Below are 17,128 nucleotides of genomic sequence, written 5' to 3' on the forward strand. Positions count from 1 at the left end.
AACCTTTCTATATTATTTGAGTACTTGGCATAAAATAGTTATTTTCGCAAGACTTAATTTAACGCAAATATACATTCAAGATATGAAAGAAGTAGTAATCGCATCAGTGGCAAGAACCCCTATCGGGAGCTTTCTAGGTACCTTATCTTCAGTACCTGCGCCAAAACTTGGAGCTGTAGCTATCAAAGGAGCTTTGGCCAAAATAAACTTAGCACCAGAGCAGGTGGATGAAGTTTTTATGGGAAATGTGGTTTCTGCTGGATTAGGACAAGCACCGGCACGTCAGGCAGCAATTTTTGCTGGAATTCCTGAAACGGTACCTTGTACAACAGTAAACAAAGTATGTTCTTCAGGAATGAAGTCTATTATGTTAGCTGCACAGAGTATTGCCCTTGGTGATGCCGATGTAGTCGTTGCTGGAGGTATGGAAAACATGAGTATGATTCCACACTACCAACACGCTAGAAAAGGAGCTAAATTCGGTCCTGTTACCTTAGAAGACGGGATGCAAAAAGACGGATTAGTAGATGCTTATCAAAAAGTAGCCATGGGTGTTTGCGCCGATGATTGTGCTACGGAATACGAAATTTCAAGAGAAGATCAAGATGCCTTCGCAGTAGAATCATACACGCGATCAGCGAAAGCTTGGAGCGAAGGAAAATTCGCTGACGAAGTAGTCCCTGTAGAAGTACCTCAGCGTCGTGGTGAACCGTTAGTTTTCGCAGAAGACGAAGAGTACAAGAATGTAAAAATGGATAAAATCCCAGCGTTACGTGCTGCTTTTACCAAAGAAGGTACTGTAACTGCTGCCAATGCTTCTACGATTAACGACGGTGGTGCTGCCCTAGTGCTTATGTCTGCTGAAAAAGCTGCTGAGCTCGGAATTACTCCGCTTGCAAAAATCAGAGGATATGCAGATGCTGCTCAAGAGCCAAAATGGTTTACTACTGCACCGGCAAAAGCTTTACCTAAAGCCTTAGCTAAAGCAGGAGTAGCGATGGAAGAAGTAGATTATTTCGAGTTAAACGAAGCTTTTTCTGTAGTTGGCTTAGCGAATATGAAAATCTTAGGACTGACTGCTGACAAAGTAAATGTAAACGGTGGAGCGGTTTCTTTAGGACACCCATTAGGAGTTTCTGGAGCGCGTATCGTGATTGCTTTGACCTCTATTTTAGCGCAAAACAACGCAAAAATTGGAGCTGCCGGAATTTGTAACGGTGGTGGTGGTGCAAGTGCAATGGTGATTGAAAGAATCTAACAACTTGTAAAACTCGTGTCGATGTTCGGAATTTGTAACCTAAGTATTGTTCCCCTACGCTTAGAACCTTCAGACCTGTCTGAAATGGTGAATCAAGTGCTCTTTGGTGAGCATTTCACCGTGTTAGAGCAAGGAAAAAAATGGAGCAAAATAAAATTAGCTTTTGATGGTTATGAAGGCTATATTGACAATAAACAGTACCGTGAAATTGCGGAAACTGATTTTAGAGAACTCGAAGAATCTGCCAAGCATTACGCCGGCGATTTGATCGATTTTATCACGGATAATTCCAATCGTTTAACGACGATTCCACTCGGAGCTCACCTGCCTTTTTTTAAGGACAACAGCATCCAAATCAATCAGCAACGCTATACCTACGAAGGGAAGTTTAACGCAGGTCCATTGCCAAAAAGCGATATCGTAAGAATCGCGTATATGTTTTTAAACGTCCCTTATTTATGGGGTGGAAAATCACCTTTTGGTATCGACTGTTCTGGATTTACCCAAACGGTGTACAAGTTGTGTGGTTACGATTTGCTGCGCGATGCGAAACAACAAGCAACGCAAGGTGAAGTACTGAGCTTTATCGAAGAAAGCGAACCCGGAGACCTCGCCTTTTTTGATAACAAAGACGGCGTAATTACCCACGTCGGAATTATCATGAACGATTACAATATTATCCACGCCCATGGAAAGGTGCGTATCGATAAGCTGGATCACAGTGGTATTTACAATGTAGACACCCAACAACACACACACAAACTGCGCGTGATTAAGCGCTTTTTATAAGTCGTGTTTTGTCAACTTACAACATAAAAAAAAATGGATTGCTGAGGCAATCCATTTTTTTGTTAACTATTTTCTATTCTTCATCAATTTCCGTTCGTGTCTCTTCAGGTTTTTCACCTTTTTCGATACTGATACGCAATCGTTTGGTCTCTGAGTCTAAGTCCATAAAAATAGCGTCTCCTTCTGTTAATTTCGAATTGACGATTTCCTCTGCCAAGGCATCTTCAATATACTTTTGAATCGCTCTTTTTAACGGACGTGCTCCGTACTGCTTGTCGTATCCTTTGTCTGCGATATAGTCTTTAGCTGCATCGCTTAACGTTAACTGGTATCCTAAGTCACCAATACGTTGGAGTAACTTATTCAACTCGATATCGATAATCTTGTGAATGTCTTCACGCTCAAGTGCGTTAAAGATGATCACGTCGTCAATACGGTTCAAGAATTCAGGTGCAAACGACTTTTTTAAAGCCCCTTCGATGATGCTCTTCGCATGTGCGTCTTCTTGTTCTTTCTTCGAAGTCGTTCCGAATCCAACACCGCCTCCGAAATCTTTTAACTTACGTACCCCGATATTCGAAGTCATAATGATAATCGTATTTCTAAAGTCGATCTTTCTTCCTAAACTATCAGTGATATGTCCGTCGTCTAAAATTTGCAACAACATGTTGAACACGTCGGGATGCGCCTTCTCAATCTCGTCTAACAACACTACTGAATACGGCTTTCTTCGAACTTTTTCTGTCAACTGGCCACCTTCTTCATATCCTACGTATCCCGGAGGTGCTCCAATTAAACGAGAAATGGCAAATTTCTCCATGTACTCACTCATATCAATGCGAATCAACGATTCTTCCGAATCAAACAATTCACGAGAGAGTACCTTCGCCAATTGGGTTTTACCTACCCCTGTTGATCCGAGGAATATAAATGAACCAATCGGTTTGTTAGGATCTTTTAACCCTACTCTATTTCGTTGAATGGCCTTTACTACTTTGGTCACTGCTTCGTCTTGCCCAATTACCTTTCCTTTGATCATGTTAGGCAATTCAGCCAAACGGCTGCTCTCCGCTTCTGCAACGCGATTTACAGGGATTCCTGTCATCATCGATACTACCTCAGCCACGTTTTCTTCCGTAACTGTTTCTCGGTGAAGCTTTGAATCCTCTTCCCATTGCGCCTGCGCTGACTCCAAGGCCATTTCTAAATTCTTTTCGTCATCGCGTAACTTCGCTGCCTCTTCGTACTTCTGTCCACTTACAGCTTTGGTTTTGCGATCTCTAATTTCTTCTAGTTTTGCTTCCAGCTCTAATATTTGCTGTGGCACTACGATATTTGTAATGTGAATACGCGATCCCGCCTCGTCCAAAGCGTCGATTGCCTTGTCCGGAAGGTAACGATCGGTCATGTAGCGATTGGTCAACTTCACACAGGCCTCGATAGCTTCATCTGTAAAGTTTACGTGGTGATGCGACTCGTACTTTCCTTTGATGTTGTGTAAAATCTGTACCGTTTCTTCCACAGTAGTCGGATCTACGATTACCTTTTGGAACCTGCGCTCTAAAGCTCCGTCCTTTTCGATATTCGTACGGTATTCATCTAAGGTGGTAGCACCGATACATTGAATTTCACCTCTTGCTAAGGCCGGCTTCAACATATTCGAAGCATCGAGTGAGCCCGTAGCTCCTCCGGCACCGACTATGGTGTGAATTTCGTCGATAAACAAAATAATGTCATCGTTCTTTTCGAGTTCGTTCATCAGGGCTTTCATACGCTCTTCGAACTGTCCTCTGTACTTTGTTCCCGCCACCAAGCTCGCTAAGTCGAGCGATACGATGCGCTTGTCAAATAAAATTCTCGACACCTTGCGGTTCACAATTCGCAGGGCTAAGCCCTCCGCGATGGCAGACTTCCCCACTCCTGGTTCACCGATAAGCATCGGGTTGTTCTTTTTACGACGGCTTAAAATTTGAGAGACGCGCTCTATTTCCTTTAATCGTCCTACTACTGGGTCTAACTTCCCTGACTCTGCCAAAGCCGTTAAATCGCGTCCAAAATTATCTAAAACAGGAGTTTTAGACTTCTTTTGTTGTTTGCTTCGCGATGACTGTTGTCCAAACGGGTTGCTCTTCTCGTCTGCAAACTCGTCGTCTGAAGGCGTTTCCGCTATTGGTGATGAAAAATCGTCCACGTGTAATTCTTTATATAGTGCTTTCGCTTGTTCGTAATCGATATCGTACTTCTGTAACAGTTTTGTTGTCGGATCATTTTCATTGCGTAGGATACACAGCAACAAGTGTGCGGTATCGATAGCATTGCTCTGATACAACTTTGCTTCTAAGAAGGTTGTTTTAATCGCTTTCTCTGCTTGTCTCGTTAGGTGAAGACTCTTCTTTTGGTTGCTACCGATCGCTGGGGTCGAGGGATTTAACTTCTCCAATTTATTACGCACCAAATCGAGATCTACATCAAATGTAGTCAAGATTTCAATGGCTTTCCCATCTCCTTTTCGTATCAACCCTAAAAGTAAGTGCTCTGTACCGATGAAGTCATGCCCCAATCGCAGTGCCTCTTCTTTACTGAAGGTGATCACATCTCTAACTTGTGGTGAAAAATTATCGTCCATAAAATTGATTTGTCTATTTGTAAAGTTAGTGAGTTTTTTCTAATAAAGAAACAAAAAAAATGCCACAAAGACCAATTATGACAAGTTGACTTTCATAAAAAGTCGAGATATTCATAAAAAAATTTCAAACTACTGCGAAAATTGTTAATAACTCTAGTCAATTCACGAGTCCAAACTTTGTGTATGAATTCCCATTATTGTATCTTGCAATGTTTTAGAAAACACGTGCTTTTGGGAGCACTAGAAAAAGGGGTTTTATGGTACATAAAATTCATTTTTTTTTATAGAAAAACGAGTACTAATATTTTAAACAAAAATATATGGCAGATGGTGAAAAGTTGATTCCTATCAACATTGAAGAACAAATGAAATCAGCCTACATTGACTACTCAATGTCGGTGATCGTCTCGAGAGCCCTACCAGATGTACGCGACGGATTAAAGCCGGTACACCGTAGAGTTTTATTCGGAATGCATGAGTTAGGAATTAAAGCTACAGGAGCCTACAAGAAATCAGCGAGAGTCGTTGGAGAAGTACTGGGAAAGTATCACCCGCATGGTGACACCTCAGTATATGATTCAATGGTTCGTATGGCGCAAGATTGGAGTATGCGTTACATGATGATTGACGGGCAAGGAAACTTCGGTTCTGTGGATGGCGATAGCCCAGCAGCAATGCGTTATACGGAGGTTCGTATGCAAAAAATATCTGAAGAAATGTTATCAGATATCGAAAAGGACACTGTAGATCACAAATTAAACTTCGACGACACATTAAAAGAACCTACTGTATTACCTACGCGAATTCCTAACCTACTAGTAAACGGTGCCTCAGGGATTGCCGTAGGAATGGCGACCAACATGGCCCCTCACAATTTAACGGAGGTCATTAACGGTACAGTAGCCTACATAGATAATAGAGATATAGAGATTGATGAGTTAATGCAACACATCAAAGCTCCTGACTTCCCTACCGGAGGTATCATTTACGGATACGATGGGGTACGTGACGCTTTCCACACCGGAAGAGGACGTATTGTAATGCGCGCCAAAGCTTCTATTGAAGAAGTAAAAGGACGTGAATGTATCATCGTTACCGAAATCCCTTACCAGGTAAACAAAGCAGAAATGATTAAGAAAACTGCTGACTTGGTAAACGAAAAGAAATTAGAAGGTATCGCGAGTATCCGCGATGAATCAGATAGAAAAGGAATGCGCATCGTGTACGTGTTAAAGCGCGACGCCATCCCTAATATCGTTTTAAATAAGCTCTTTAAGTATACACAATTACAAACGTCGTTTAGCGTAAACAACATCGCCTTGGTAAACGGACGTCCAGAGCAGTTGAATTTAAAACAACTCATCCACCACTTCGTAGAACACCGTCACGAAGTGATCGTTCGCAGAACGCAGTACGAGCTGAACAAAGCTGAAGCACGTGCACACATCCTTGAAGGATTGATTATCGCTTCTGATAATATCGACGAAGTAATTGAACTCATCAAAGGATCGTCAAATGCTGACGAGGCTCGCGAAAAGCTCATCGAACGCTTTGAACTTACTGAAATTCAAGCCCGTGCTATTGTCGAAATGCGCTTGCGTCAGTTAACAGGACTAGAGCAAGATAAATTGCGCAATGAATACGATGAAATTATCAAAACCATTGCCGATTTAAAAGACATTTTAGCGAACGAGGAAAGACGCTACAACATCGTCAAAGAAGAGTTATTACTCATCAAAGACAAATACGGTGACGAACGTCGATCTGTAATCGAGTACGCTGGTGGAGACATGCGTATCGAAGACATGATTCCGAATTCAAAAGTAGTGGTAACCATCTCAAACGCTGGATATTTAAAACGTACCAACCTCGACGAGTACAAAGTGCAAAACAGAGGAGGACGCGGTCAGAAAGGAGCTACCACGCGTAACGCCGACTTCCTGGAACACTTATTTGTAGCTACCAACCACCAATACATGATGTTCTTTACCCAAAAAGGAAAAGTATTCTGGATGCGTGTATACGAAGTTCCTGAAGGAGGTAAAAACACCAAAGGACGCGCTATTCAGAACCTGATCAACATCGAACAAGACGACAAGGTAAAAGCTTTCTTAGTAACCGCCGACTTAAAAGACGAAGAGTACATCAATAACCACTACGTTATTATGGCTACCAAGAAAGGACGCGTTAAGAAAACTCCACTAGAGCAGTATTCTCGTCCTAGAGCAAACGGTATCAACGCCATTACTATTAAGGAAGACGACGAATTACTAGAAGCAAAATTAACCACTGGTGACAGCCAAGTGATGTTAGCATTAAAGTCTGGTAAGGCCATCCGTTTCGAAGAAGAAAAAACGCGCCCTATGGGTAGAACGGCTTCTGGAGTTCGCGGAATTAGCTTACAACACGACGAAGATGAAGTAATCGGAATGGTTTCTGTTAATGATATGGAGAGCAATATTCTCGTAGTTTCTGAAAAAGGATACGGAAAGCGTTCGAAGCTCGAAGACTACCGTATTACAAACCGTGGTGGTAAAGGAGTAAAAACGTTGAATATTTCTGAAAAAACAGGTAATTTAGTAGCCATCAAAAACGTGGATGACAGTAATGACCTGATGATTATCAACAAGTCTGGTTTGACAATCCGACTCGCTGTTGAGAATTTACGTGTGATGGGACGTGCAACGCAAGGAGTGCGCTTAATCAACATAAAAAACAACGACAGTATTGCTGCTGTTGCAAAAGTAATGCACGAAGAAGAAGAGGAAGAACAAGATGGTCAATTAGAAATTGGCATGGAAATTGAAAACTCTAATGACGAGAACCAAGAACAACAATAAATTTTAATTAAGAATGAAAAAACAAATTTTAGCACTTTCTTTAGGTGTAGCGTCTATGGCAACTTTTGCACAGAAGGCTGAGTTAAAGGCTGCGGAGAAAGCTATTAAGAAACAACAGTTCGCACAAGCTATTAGTTCAATTAACGCTGCTGAAAAGTTAATTGCTAATGCAGATGATAAATACAAAGCTAAGTTCTACTTCTTGAAAGGTAAAGCGTATGCAGCAAAGCAAGATTACGCTACCTCAGCAGCTGCTTTTAATAAGTTATTGGCTTTTGAGAAGGAGATTGACAGAGAGCGTTATACAAAAGATGCAGCTCCTTTATTAAACAAAATGATTCAGGACGTATCTAAAAAAGCAGTAAAAGTTTACAACGAAGGTAAAGACTACGATACCGCTGGTAAGTACTTTTACTTGACCTATCAGTTGAGCCCAAAAGATACTTCTTTTATGTACAACGCAGCAGTAGCCTACACGCAATCTAAAAACTACGAGAAAGCCTTAGGGTACTACAAGGAGTTAAAAGATATGGGCTATACCGGTATCGAAACGCAGTACATCGCTACCAACAAAGCGACAGGTAAAGTAGAGCCATTTAGCTCAAAAGCACAAAGAGATTTAATGGTGCGTTCTAAGCAGTACATCAAGCCTACTGTAAGAAAAACCAAATCGAAAGTAGCAAGTATGGCAAAGAGTGTTGCTTTGATCTTAAAAGAGCAAGGTAAAACTGAAGAAGCGATCAACGCAATGGCTGAAGCTCGTAAGCAAAATCCAAAAGATTTGAACTTAATCTTAAACGAAGCGCAATTATACATTGAGTTAGAGCGTATGGATAAGTTTGGTGAGTTGATGTCTGAAGCGATCTCTTTAGATCCTAACAACCCAATTTTGTACTATAACTTAGGTGTTGTAAACTACAACCAAGGACGTGTTGAGGACGCTAAAAAGTACTACGAAAAGGCGATCGAATTAAAGCCTGATTACTCAGATGCTTACATGAACTTAGCCGTTACTGTATTAGACAAAGACAAGAAAATTGTTGAAGAAATGAACAAAAACTTATCGAACTTTAAAAAGTACGATCAGTTAGCACTTCAACAAAAAGAAGTTTATAAGGAAGCCTTACCTTTCTTAGAAAAAGCGGATAGCTTAAACAGAAATATCGATACTGTAAAAACGTTAATGAACATTTACGAAGTATTAGAAATGTCTGACAAGGCTAAAGAATTCAGAGATTTATACAAATCAATGAGATAATATCACAAAAAAGCTGAGCAAATTGCTCAGCTTTTTTTAATTTTTACACATAAAAAAACAGTCTAAAAGTGGTTCTCTCAGACTGTTTTTTTTATGCTTTCGGTTGTACTACCTTAGTGAAAAGTCGTTTCCATTTGAAGGTAGCCTAAGAATTCTTTCTTGGTGTCCTTTTCTTTAAACTTCCCACCGAATTCAGCAGTAACCGTACTACTTTCGATGTCTTTCACTCCTCTAGAGTTTACACATAAGTGCTTCGCATCAATCACACAAGCAACATCTTCTGTCCCTAGTGCTTCTTGCATTGCCTGTACAATTTGCATCGTCAAACGCTCTTGTACCTGCGGGCGCTTCGCAAAGTACTCTACCAATCGATTCATTTTAGAAAGTCCAATTACTTTCCCATTAGAAATATACGCAACGTGCGCGCGTCCTACTATCGGTAACAAATGGTGCTCACAAGTAGAATACACTACGATATTCTTCTCCACCAACATCTCTCCGTAATTGTAATTATTCTCAAAAGTCGAAGCTTTTGGTTTGTTAGCAGGGTTTAACCCACTAAAAATCTCGTTTACGAAAGCCTTCGCTACACGCTTAGGAGTTCCTTGTAAACTGTCGTCCGTCAAATCCATTCCAAGAGTTTCTAAAATCTCTTTTACATTTTCTTGGATGCGTTCTATTTTTTCCTTGTCCGAAATATCAAAAGCATCGGCACGCAAAGGCGTTTTAGCAGATGTTCCGATGTGGTTTTCTCCTATTTCGTCAATTCTATCTTCGTTCATATTATTATTTAGTTCGAACATTTTTTTCAAAATTGATTTTGCAAAGATACAACAAACAGGTAAGTTAATTTATCAAATTCACTATTTCGTTTACAGTGAGCTCTTTTTGCTCCCCTCCTTGCATTTCTTTGATGGTAAATTTATCTTCTCGTACTTCGGTAACAACAAATTCTATGCCTCTATTGGTTACGTATTTCCATTGTTTCTTTTGTTGCTTGTTGCTCGTAGCTGTATCTGGGTACAATTCGGCATTGATTCCTGCAGTACGCAAAGTCTTTATCGCCTTTACTTTCGCTATATTCTCAGTCTCATCGAAGTTTAAGAACACCACTTTAGGTTTAGGCAATGCTACTTGCTCAAACAACCCGAGCTCCTCCATCACCAAATAAATTCGGTCAAGCCCAAAAGAGATACCCACACCCGACACGTCTTTTAGTCCGAAAATACCTGTCAAGTCGTCATAACGACCTCCACCTCCGATAGATCCCATTTTTACTTGCTCCGGAGCTGCTACTTCAAAAATAGCTCCGGTGTAATAGTTTAATCCTCTTGCTAAAGTAACATCTACGTCCAATTTCGCTGAAGTCAATCCGAGCTCTTCAATTGCCTGTACTATAAAACGCAATTCGCTTACACCAGCCATCCCTTCTTCCGAATCGGCCAACATTCCTTCTAGAGAGGTTAATTTATCAGCACTACTTCCTGAAAAATCAAATAGTGGTGCTACCTTTTCGATGGCTGTTTCAGAAATTCCCTTTGCGATCATCTCTTTTACAACCCCATCTTTTCCTATTTTGTCGAGCTTATCAAGTGCTACCGTAAAATCAATCAGCTTGTCTTTAGCGCCGATCACCTCAGCTATTCCCGCCAAAATTTTACGATTGTTCATCTTAATTGTCGTTCCTTCCAAGCCTAAAGCACTGAAAACAGTATCGTACAACTGTACAAAATCTACTTCTTGCCAAAGCGAAGTACTTCCTACCACATCGGCATCACATTGATAGAATTCTCTAAAGCGTCCTTTTTGCGGACGGTCTGCACGCCAAACAGGTTGGATTTGGTAACGTTTAAAAGGAAAAGTAATATCGTTCTGATGTTGCACTACATAACGAGCAAACGGCACTGTTAAATCGTAACGCAAGGCTTTTTCCGATATTTTCGCTGTCATTTTTTGACTGTCCTTAGCGGTATATAAATCGTCATTTACCTTGCTCAAGTAATCTCCCGAGTTCAAAATTTTAAAGATCAAACGATCTCCTTCCTCACCGTATTTCCCCATCAAGGTTTCTGACTTTTCAAAACTTGGCGTTTCAATAGGTTGAAAACCGAAATGCTCGAATGATTGCTTGATAATTGAAAATATATAATTCCTCTTCGCAACTTCCGTTGACGAAAAATCTCTCGTTCCCTTTGGAATACTTGGCTTCATAGTGTTCTGATTATCTGTGTTCAATTCTCGTACTCAATTTAGCACTCCTCGGTAACAGCGATTTAAGGAAAAATAGCTTCCTAGCCCTAGGCTGGTTTGACAACTGTTCAGCGCTGTGATAAATTGAGCCCACAAATATCAGAATTAATCAGCAGAATCGGAAAGTTTATTTGTATGTTTTAATCGGAAAATCGTAGCGTTCAGTTCGAAGCCTAACAATAAAATTATCGCGTTGAGCCACACAAAAAGCATCAAAATCAACAAGGTTCCAATCGACCCGTACAGTTGGTTGTACTTCGCAAACTCCACCACGTAAATCCCGAATAAATAAAAGGTGAACATCGACACAACAGTGGTCAATATTGCGCCTGGAGAAAAAAACCGCAAGTCTTTTCCCTGTTTCGTCCCATAGCGAAACAAGAGGGATACAATGGTAAAAATCATAATTAAAAACAGCAATCCTCTACCGTAGTAAAACAAATCTAAATCACTGGTATTGAACCACCCTTTCTCATTGATCTTAGCCAAGGCTATCTGATACAGCAAGACAAATACCACGGTGACTATCAAAAAGAAACTCATGAGTAGTGACACCCCTAGCGATATGATATAGGCTCGCAATATGTTTCTGTATTCTTGTACGTGATACGAATATTCAAATCCGCCAAAAATAGCGTTCACTCCATTGGTCATCAAAAAGATCGACGCTAAAAAACCAAAAGATAAAAGTCCACCGTACTGATTGTTTAATATATCGCGTAGCACTCCGTCTACGGCATCAAATGTTTTGGGAGGCAACACCTCTTGAATCAACGAAAAAAGTCCTTCCTGAAAACCGTCGATAGGAATGTAAGGTATGAGCGTAAGGATAAATAGCAAAAATGGAAATATCGCCATAAAAAAACTATAGGCAATCCCCCCTGCTCTCGTGGTCAACGCTCCTTTAACGATGCCCATGATATACATTTCGATCACGTCGTACAACGACATTCCTTCTAAACCAGGAATCTTAATCGTTTTTCCAAATTTCACCAAGATATTGATGATCGGTATTTTTTCTAATCTACTTTCAATAGGTTTGGTCATAGCTCCCGTATTTTAAACTCACTCGACGATAATTTGGTATTTGCGCAACAACCCTTCTAGTTGGTCTTTGGAAAATACCGCTCCCTTGACACGGTTTTTATCGAGGTCTAGGGACAGTCCTTGAGCTGTAACAAAATTAACTTTTTCTAGCTTGGATTCCTCAAAAACAGCTTGATTTAACAAACAATTTTCAAAGGTACTTGCCGTCAGATTTGCTCCTGTAAAATCAACGGCGACAAGTTCGCAGTTTTTAAACTCAAACCCTGCCATGGCAACTCGGTAAAAAGAACTGTAGTTCAACTGACAGTTTTCAAAATCAGCTTTGAATAAAAACGGATCTGCTTCGCTAAATTTGACACCGAGTACTTTACAGGCTGTAAAAGTTACCTCTTTAAAACTAACTCCTCGAACCTTGGTATTGCTCCAATTACAGTCTTCAAATTCACATTCCAAAAATTCTGAACTGTGAATGGCCAGGTCTGAAAAATCACAATGTACAAACCTACAAGCATCAAAGTCAGATTTACTGAGTGCTTCACTCGTAAATCTGACTTTGTGATATTCTTTTTGAGCGTAATACTCATTCATAGAACGCTGCTATTTTAATCCTCTGGCTTTTAACATCGGTGCCGCTTTCGGATCACGCCCTGCAAACTCTTTATACATGGTAGCGTAGTCCATAGTATTTCCTTTAGACAGCACTTGTTCACGGAATTTCTGTCCATTTTCACGTGTTAACAAGCCGTTGTTCTTAAACCAATCGTAGGCGTCATGACTCAACATTTCCGTCCACAAATACGAGTAATATCCTGCGGCATACCCGCCTGCAAAAACATGTGCAAAATACGTTGAGCGATAACGCGGAGGAATTTCTGCCAATTGCAATTTCATTTTTTCCAACGCTTCTTTTTCGAATTTAGCTACATCTGTAACAACCATATCAGTACCGATGGTATGCCAATTCATATCCAAGCTCGACGAACACAAGTTTTCTATGAGTGAATAGCCTTGATTAAAGGTCCCTGCATTTTTAATTTTCTCCAACAAGGCTGCCGGTATCACTTCCCCTGTTTCGTGGTGTAAGGCATAATTGTTTAAAATTTCCGGATGGGTAGCCCAATTCTCATTGAATTGAGAAGGAAATTCTACAAAATCACGAGCCACACTGGTTCCTGAAATCGATTCGTATTGTTGATTCCCAAACAAACCGTGTAAAGCGTGTCCGAATTCGTGGAAAGTAGTTTCTACATTGTCAAAACTTATCAACGCAGGCTCTCCAGCCACCGGTTTTTCGTAGTTACACACATTGAAAATGACCGGTTTTTGATTTCGTTGCTTCGATTGTTTTACAAAAGTACTCATCCAGGCGCCTCCTCGCTTGCTATCTCTCGCAAAAAAGTCACCGTAAAACAATCCTAGCTTACTACCGTCCTCTTCAAAAATCTCATAAACAACGACATCTGGGTGGTAAGTTGGAATATCGGTACGCTTTTTAAAGGTAATTCCGTATAACTTTGTCGCGGCATAAAAAACTCCTTTTTCAAGCACGTTGGTCAATTCAAAATACTGTTTTACCTCATCTTCATTTAAATTGTATTTTGACTTGCGAACCTTCTCTGCATAATGGTTCCAGTCGTAAGGAGCTAGGGTAAATTTCTTACCTTCCTTGTCGATTTCCGCTTGAATTTCTTTAATTTCTGCTCCTGCTTTTTCCAAAGCTCCAGGAATCAATCCAGCAAACATTTCGAATACCTTTGAAGGATTTGAAGCCATAGTTCCTTGTAGACTCCAACTCGCGAAATTATCAAAACCTAATAAGGCAGCTTTCTGCGCTCGCAAGGTCACCATTTTGGCAACGAGCGCACTGGTATCAAATTCCCCCTGGTCTGCACGGTGGATTGATTTATCAAACAGCTCTTTGCGAACGGCTCTATCTTCAAGCGTTTGTAATAAAGGTTGCTGTGTGGTATTGATCAATTGGATTTCATAAGCATCTCCTTTTTTGAGTGCCTTTATCTTTTCGTCTGACAAGCCAGCTAACTGTTCTTTTTGCTGGAGTGTAAGACCTCCTTTTTTACTAGCATCGAGTAATTTTTTACCAAAATCATTTGTTAAGCTCGCCAGTTCAGCATTGATTTCTTTAAGTTGCTTCTTTTTCTCTTCAGACAAATTAGCTCCGGCTTTTACAAAATTCTTGTAATACTCTTGTACCAAATGCTTTGATTCAGCATCCAACTCTAAGCTTTCCAATTGTTCGTAAACGGTTTTGATACGAGCAAACAAGGCTGTATTCAAATAAATCTCATCATTGTGCTCTGACATTTTTGGAGCCAATTCCTTTTGATTAGCACGGATGGTATCATTGGTATGCGCACCTGCCAGGGCATAAAATACCGAACTCACACGGTCCAAATCTCGATCACTCTCTTCCAATGCTAAGATGGTATTCTCAAAAGTAGCTGCTTCTTTGTTGGCTACTATAGCTGCTATTTTTTCTTGCTGTAAGGCCATTCCTTTAAGCATAGCAGGCATGAAATGTTCGTTTTTGATCTTCGTAAAATCCGGTGCTCCGTACGCTAAAGTACTTGGAACTAGTAATGGGTTTTCCGTGGCTATCATAGGAGTGGTATCTTTTGTGGTCTCTTTGGTTTGGCAAGCCATAAGTAATACGAGACCGGCAGTTAAGTTTAGGTATTTTTTCATGTATATAGTAGTTTAGTCAACAGCTTTTAAGCTCAAATCTAAATTGTAAACAGAATGTGTTAAAGCCCCTGAAGAAATAAAGTCCACACCGCATTCCGCATACGCGCGAATCGTAGTTTCATTGATTCCTCCTGATGATTCTGTCAAGCAAGTATCACCGATCATGGCCACTGCTTTTCGGGTATCTTCGTAGTTAAAATTATCGATAAGAATTCGGTATACACCCGGGTTTTGAAGTATTTCCTCGATTTCTTTTAAGTTACGCGCTTCCACAATAATTTTTATATCGAGGCCTTTTTCAGCAAGGTAGCGCTGTGTTTTTTGTATAGCTTGAGTAATACCTCCTGCAAAATCGATGTGATTATCTTTGATCATCACCATATCGTACAAAGCGAAACGATGGTTTTCACCACCTCCAATTTTCACTGCCCATTTCTCGAGGGCTCGGATGCCTGGAGTTGTTTTACGGGTATCGAGCACTTTCGTCTTGGTTCCTTCCAAAAGGTTTGCAAAGAACTTCGTTTTCGTCGCAATAGCACTCATGCGTTGCATCGCATTTAACACTAAGCGTTCTGCCTGTAAAATGGATTGTGATTTTCCGCTAACGTAGAAAACAATATCACCATGACTCACTGGACTACCGTCTTCAATCAAGGTTTCTACTTGTAAATCGCTATCGACATATGCAAATACTTGCTTCGCAAATTCCACTCCTGCAATAATCCCTTCATCCTTTACCAAAAGCTTTGCTTTTCCTTGAGCTTCCGCAGGAATACACGACAGTGATGTGTGATCTCCATCTCCGATATCCTCGCGGATTGCATTGGCAATAATTAATTCTAACTCTTTATTAAATTGTTCTTTTGAAATCATAGTTCGTATTCTTGATGTAAAAATAAGTTTTTCATCAAGAATTGTCTAATTATATCAAAAGATAGTTCACTTTTACAAAAATGTACCTCCGTTCCTTTCAATCGTAGCTACAATTAAATACTTGGCTCGTGACAAATTCCCTTTGATGGCCCTTTGATAAGCAAAATTCATCATTCGACGTACCGAACGATTATTGGGGAATTGCTTTTTCAAGGTGTAAATATAGTAGGCCACCATCAAATCTTCTTCATTATAAGGCACGTTGGTATAGTTTTGAAGATAGGTCAAATACAACATCCCATGCTCTAAGGTGGGCTCTATCTGGGTACCTTCTCCGAAGTCATTCCAAGTAGCAATTTGCAAAAAATCAACAGGTTGTGCTATAGAAGCCTGTAAAGAAGCGTCAAACGCGGTAATTCCGCCGTCTGCAATGGTCCATTCATCGGGTGACGGAGCCTTCCATCCTCCCTCCACATAATAGTCGTTGAAACGCGGATAGGCTACCCCTCCAACGACATTTGTCGAAAAGTCAATCACATAATTGTAATATCCGTTTAAGGTTAACAAGTGATCCTTGTCAATCCAAGCAAATTCACCCGATGCATTTTCTGCACCAATGGTTGCTCTGGAACCCCATAAACTCAAAAAATCAACAGGACTGTTGATAGCACTCAAAATCAAATCCCAATCCGCTTTGTCATCGATATAGGCCGGTCCAAACACCATAAACAAATTCTTATCTACACATTTATAATAATTGGGATGCGCAAAATACTGATTTTCAATATACGCCAAGTCATTCCTAGCTTGCTGTACCTGTAACGCTGTCAATCGTCGTTCCTGTTCCTTAATAACGCGATCTTCATACATCACACAGAACTGCAACGGTGTTTTTTCCAATTCCAAAATAAAGGACTCCACTCCTTGCTTGATTTGATCAAAATCTAGAATATCACGCATGCCATACCAATCAAAAATAACCCCTTCTACCCCGCTGAGCTGCATTAAGAGTAAATGATATTGTTGCAGGTCTTTATCTCTAGTAGCATACGGACCTATCAAAGGGTAATAATGAGAGGCTATTTGTCGTTTTCCTGAAGCATCAACAATATCTGGATTTCTATTCGTCATGGTCCAGTGTTGCCCCCAAGCACCATCGTGCTCTAAACTTCTAAACCAAGGCATATAATGCACAAAAAGTGGCTTCCCTTGTTTTGTGACTTTACGGAAAATACTAACTTCCGTGTTCCGTTCATCAAAGCGTTCTTCTTCTTGTATAATTTGTTCCCAATCAGCAAGTTTTATTTCCGAACTCCAAAGTTCATGAGGGGCTACTTTGTTAGCAGTTGTTTTTAACGGACTGCTGACAGGTTCAATTTCCACATCTTCTTGACAAGCTAAACAAAAGGAGACCAAGACTCCTACAATTAAAAAATTCACTTTTACTTTTTCCATAATACATTGTTTTACAACCACTTAAATCT

At 40.4% G+C, this 17,128-nt stretch carries 12 protein-coding genes; 4 read left to right on the top strand and 8 right to left on the bottom strand.

All coding sequences use genetic code 11. The annotated features are described in order from the left end of the window. Positions 1-82 precede the first annotated feature (82 nt). Complete coding sequence (locus ACKTS5_RS15325; RefSeq protein WP_408044770.1) at positions 83-1,258, top strand: acetyl-CoA C-acyltransferase; 1,176 nt, start codon at positions 83-85, stop codon at positions 1,256-1,258. 21 nt (positions 1,259-1,279) lie between these two features. Further along, positions 1,280-2,047, top strand: coding sequence for a C40 family peptidase (locus tag ACKTS5_RS15330; RefSeq protein ID WP_408044771.1), 768 nt, complete (start codon positions 1,280-1,282; stop codon positions 2,045-2,047). A 73-nt stretch (positions 2,048-2,120) separates the two neighbouring features. Here the strand turns inward: ACKTS5_RS15330 and ACKTS5_RS15335 are convergent, their stop codons facing one another. Next, positions 2,121-4,673, bottom strand: a complete 2,553-nt coding sequence (locus tag ACKTS5_RS15335; protein ID WP_408044772.1) for an ATP-dependent Clp protease ATP-binding subunit — start codon at positions 4,671-4,673, stop codon at positions 2,121-2,123. Positions 4,674-4,993: 320 nt separating this feature from the next. On the opposite strand from ACKTS5_RS15335, the gene gyrA reads away from it, so the two are divergent. Next, positions 4,994-7,513, top strand: a complete 2,520-nt coding sequence (gyrA, locus tag ACKTS5_RS15340; protein ID WP_408044773.1) for a DNA gyrase subunit A — start codon at positions 4,994-4,996, stop codon at positions 7,511-7,513. Positions 7,514-7,526: 13 nt separating this feature from the next. Beyond that, the gene (locus ACKTS5_RS15345; RefSeq protein WP_408044774.1) at positions 7,527-8,771 is read left to right on the top strand and encodes a tetratricopeptide repeat protein; all 1,245 of its coding nucleotides are present in this window, start codon (positions 7,527-7,529) and stop codon (positions 8,769-8,771) included. Between the two features lie 113 nt (positions 8,772-8,884). On the opposite strand, the gene folE is transcribed toward ACKTS5_RS15345, so the two are convergent. The 7 genes from folE to ACKTS5_RS15380 all read right to left on the bottom strand — a co-directional run bounded on the left by folE (position 8,885) and on the right by ACKTS5_RS15380 (position 17,099). Beyond that, positions 8,885-9,553: a GTP cyclohydrolase I FolE gene (gene folE / locus ACKTS5_RS15350; protein WP_408044775.1), complete on the bottom strand. Its 669-nt coding sequence runs from the start codon at positions 9,551-9,553 to the stop codon at positions 8,885-8,887. A 64-nt stretch (positions 9,554-9,617) separates the two neighbouring features. After that, positions 9,618-10,982: a histidine--tRNA ligase gene (gene hisS / locus ACKTS5_RS15355; protein WP_408044776.1), complete on the bottom strand. Its 1,365-nt coding sequence runs from the start codon at positions 10,980-10,982 to the stop codon at positions 9,618-9,620. 144 nt (positions 10,983-11,126) lie between these two features. Further along, complete coding sequence (locus ACKTS5_RS15360; protein ID WP_408044777.1) at positions 11,127-12,068, bottom strand: YihY/virulence factor BrkB family protein; 942 nt, start codon at positions 12,066-12,068, stop codon at positions 11,127-11,129. An 18-nt stretch (positions 12,069-12,086) separates the two neighbouring features. Further along, a complete protein-coding gene (locus ACKTS5_RS15365) occupies positions 12,087-12,656 on the bottom strand; it encodes a pentapeptide repeat-containing protein (RefSeq protein WP_408044778.1) in 570 nt (189 codons plus the stop codon). A 9-nt stretch (positions 12,657-12,665) separates the two neighbouring features. Continuing rightward, the gene (locus ACKTS5_RS15370) at positions 12,666-14,771 is read right to left on the bottom strand and encodes a M3 family metallopeptidase (RefSeq protein ID WP_408044779.1); all 2,106 of its coding nucleotides are present in this window, start codon (positions 14,769-14,771) and stop codon (positions 12,666-12,668) included. A 12-nt stretch (positions 14,772-14,783) separates the two neighbouring features. Next, complete coding sequence (gene nadC / locus ACKTS5_RS15375) at positions 14,784-15,644, bottom strand: carboxylating nicotinate-nucleotide diphosphorylase (protein WP_408044780.1); 861 nt, start codon at positions 15,642-15,644, stop codon at positions 14,784-14,786. 72 nt (positions 15,645-15,716) lie between these two features. Further along, a complete protein-coding gene (locus ACKTS5_RS15380) occupies positions 15,717-17,099 on the bottom strand; it encodes a glycoside hydrolase family 71/99-like protein (protein WP_408044781.1) in 1,383 nt (460 codons plus the stop codon). Positions 17,100-17,128 lie beyond the last annotated feature (29 nt).

Source organism: Tenacibaculum litopenaei (genome assembly GCF_964514025.1).
Lineage (GTDB): Bacteria > Bacteroidota > Bacteroidia > Flavobacteriales > Flavobacteriaceae > Polaribacter > Polaribacter litopenaei.

Coding starts and splice junctions, on each gene's coding strand:
- ACKTS5_RS15325 (WP_408044770.1), top strand. CDS start 83: ATGAAAGAAGTAGTAATCGCATCAGTGGCAAGAACCCCTATCGGGAGC.
- ACKTS5_RS15330 (WP_408044771.1), top strand. CDS start 1,280: ATGTTCGGAATTTGTAACCTAAGTATTGTTCCCCTACGCTTAGAACCT.
- ACKTS5_RS15335 (WP_408044772.1), bottom strand. CDS start 4,673: ATGGACGATAATTTTTCACCACAAGTTAGAGATGTGATCACCTTCAGT.
- gyrA (WP_408044773.1), top strand. CDS start 4,994: ATGGCAGATGGTGAAAAGTTGATTCCTATCAACATTGAAGAACAAATG.
- ACKTS5_RS15345 (WP_408044774.1), top strand. CDS start 7,527: ATGAAAAAACAAATTTTAGCACTTTCTTTAGGTGTAGCGTCTATGGCA.
- folE (WP_408044775.1), bottom strand. CDS start 9,553: ATGAACGAAGATAGAATTGACGAAATAGGAGAAAACCACATCGGAACA.
- hisS (WP_408044776.1), bottom strand. CDS start 10,982: ATGAAGCCAAGTATTCCAAAGGGAACGAGAGATTTTTCGTCAACGGAA.
- ACKTS5_RS15360 (WP_408044777.1), bottom strand. CDS start 12,068: ATGACCAAACCTATTGAAAGTAGATTAGAAAAAATACCGATCATCAAT.
- ACKTS5_RS15365 (WP_408044778.1), bottom strand. CDS start 12,656: ATGAATGAGTATTACGCTCAAAAAGAATATCACAAAGTCAGATTTACG.
- ACKTS5_RS15370 (WP_408044779.1), bottom strand. CDS start 14,771: ATGAAAAAATACCTAAACTTAACTGCCGGTCTCGTATTACTTATGGCT.
- nadC (WP_408044780.1), bottom strand. CDS start 15,644: ATGATTTCAAAAGAACAATTTAATAAAGAGTTAGAATTAATTATTGCC.
- ACKTS5_RS15380 (WP_408044781.1), bottom strand. CDS start 17,099: ATGGAAAAAGTAAAAGTGAATTTTTTAATTGTAGGAGTCTTGGTCTCC.